The 2,304-nt window shown below is 45.5% G+C and carries 1 rRNA gene; it reads left to right on the top strand.

Annotated elements, in window-relative coordinates:
• The first annotated feature begins 109 nt into the window (after positions 1 to 109).
• A 23S ribosomal RNA gene (locus tag HALSAC_RS16940) occupies positions 110 to 2,184 on the top strand.
• Positions 2,185 to 2,304: the final 120 nt, after the last annotated feature.

The raw sequence follows: 2,304 nt of genomic DNA, 5'->3' as shown, positions 1-2,304 counted from the left end.
TATTAAAGTAATAAAAAATATTATTTTGGTGAAAATAAGAAAGATTTGTACTTTGAAAACTGCACAAATAATAGATTACAATTTTAACGCGTCTAGATTAAGATATTAAGGGCGCATGGTGGATGCCTTGGTGCTAGAAGCCGATAAAGGACGTGGTAAGCTGCGATAAGCCTTGACTAGCTGCACACAAGCTATAACTCAAGGATTTCCGAATGGGAGTACCTGGTAGGTCAATAACCTATCATCTTAAAGTGAATTCATAGCTTTAAGAGGGGAACCGAGTGAACTGAAACATCTTAGTAACTCGAGGAAAGGAAAGCAAAAGCGATTCCCTAAGTAGCGGCGAGCGAAACGGGAAGAGTCCAAACTATAACAGTGTCAAGCTTATGGGCGTTGCTGTTATAGGGTTGTAGGACTATCAGATCTTACCATAAAAAGATCATAGTATTAACTTTAGTTAACTCAATTAGCTGGAAAGCTAAACCACAGAAGGTAAAAGTCCTGTAGGTGAAAGTTAAAGTTAAACTAGATAGTATCCTGAGTACCATGGGACACGAGAAACCCCGTGGGAAGCAAGGAGGACCATCTCCTAAGACTAAATACTTTCTAGCAACCGATAGTGAACCAGTACCGTGAGGGAAAGGTGAAAAGAACCCCGGGAGGGGAGTGAAATAGAATCTGAAACCATGTGCCTACAAGCAGTCAGAGGACGTATATTATCAGTCTGATGGCGTGCTTTTTGCATAACGAACCGGCGAGTTATGATATGTAGCGTTTAGGTTAAGCCAGGAAGGTGGAGCCGTAGCGAAAGCGAGTCTGAATAGGGCGCAAGTTACATGTCATAGACCCGAAACCAAGTGATCTATCCATGGTCAGGGTGAAGCACGTGTAAGAACGTGTGGAGGCCCGAACTGCATTGACGTTGAAAAGTCATGGGATGAACTGTGGATAGGGGTGAAAGGCCAATCGAACTTGGAGATAGCTGGTTCTCCCCGAAATAGCTTTAGGGCTAGCCTCAAGTGAATGCACTTTGGTCGTAGAGCACTGATTGGACTAGGGGCTTTATTAAGTTACCGAATCCAGTCAAACTCCGAAGGCTGAAGATGTTTATCTTGGGAGTCAGACTATGTGGGATAAGCTTCATAGTCGAGAGGGAAACAACCCAGATCGTCAGTTAAGGTCCCTAAGTATGAGCTAAGTGGCAAAGGATGTGAGATTGCATAGACAACCAGGATGTTGGCTTAGAAGCAGCCATTCATTTAAAGAGTGCGTAATAGCTCACTGGTCGAGTGGTCTTGCGCTGAAAATGTCCGGGGCTTAAGCTCATCACCGAAACTACGGATTGTTTTTTGACAATGGTAGGGGAGCATTCTATAAGGATTGAAGCAGTACCGTAAGGAGTTGTGGACTTTATAGAAGTGATAATGCCGGTATGAGTAACGATAAGATAGGTGAGAATCCTATCCGCCAAAAGTCTAAGGTTTCCTGAGGAAGGCTCGTCCGCTCAGGGTCAGCCGGGACCTAAGCCGAGGCCAAAAGGCGTAGGCGATGGACAATCGGTTAAAATTCCGATGCTACCTCCTTACCGTTATAAGTGATGGGGGGACGCAGTAAGATAAGCCAGCCTGTTAACGGTTATTACAGGTTGAAGCACGTAGGAGGATCCTTTAGGTAAATCCGGAGGATTGTAAACTCTAAAGTGTGATCTGGAACTTCTACGGAAGTGAAGTGGTTGATTCTACACTGCCAAGAAAATCCTCTAGCAAGGTAAGTGGTACCCGTACCGTAAATTGACACAGATAGACAGGAAGAGAATTCTAAGGCGCGCGAGAGAACCTTCGTTAAGGAACTCGGCAAAATAGCCCCGTAACTTCGGGAGAAGGGGTGCCTCATTAGAGTGTATGCTCGAAGAGGTTGCAATGACTAGGCCCAAGCGACTGTTTACCAAAAACACAGGTCTCTGCTAAGACGCAAGTCGATGTATAGGGGCTGACGCCTGCCCGGTGCTGGAAGGTCAAGGGGAAGTGTTAGGTGTATACTGAAGCACTGAACTTAAGCCCCAGTAAACGGCGGCCGTAACTATAACGGTCCTAAGGTAGCGAAATTCCTTGTCGGGTAAGTTCCGACCTGCACGAATGGCGCAACGACTTGGGCACTGTCTCAACGAAGGACTCGGTGAAATTGTATTACCTGTGAAGATGCAGGTTACCCGCGACAGGACGGAAAGACCCCGTGGAGCTTTACTGTAGTCTGATATTGAATTTTGGTACCATATGTACAGAATAAGTGGGAGGCATTGAGATC

It is taken from the genome of Halonatronum saccharophilum DSM 13868, assembly GCF_000517025.1.
Lineage (GTDB): Bacteria > Bacillota > Halanaerobiia > Halobacteroidales > Halobacteroidaceae > Halonatronum > Halonatronum saccharophilum.
This window is presented reverse-complemented; position numbering and strand designations above follow the sequence as displayed.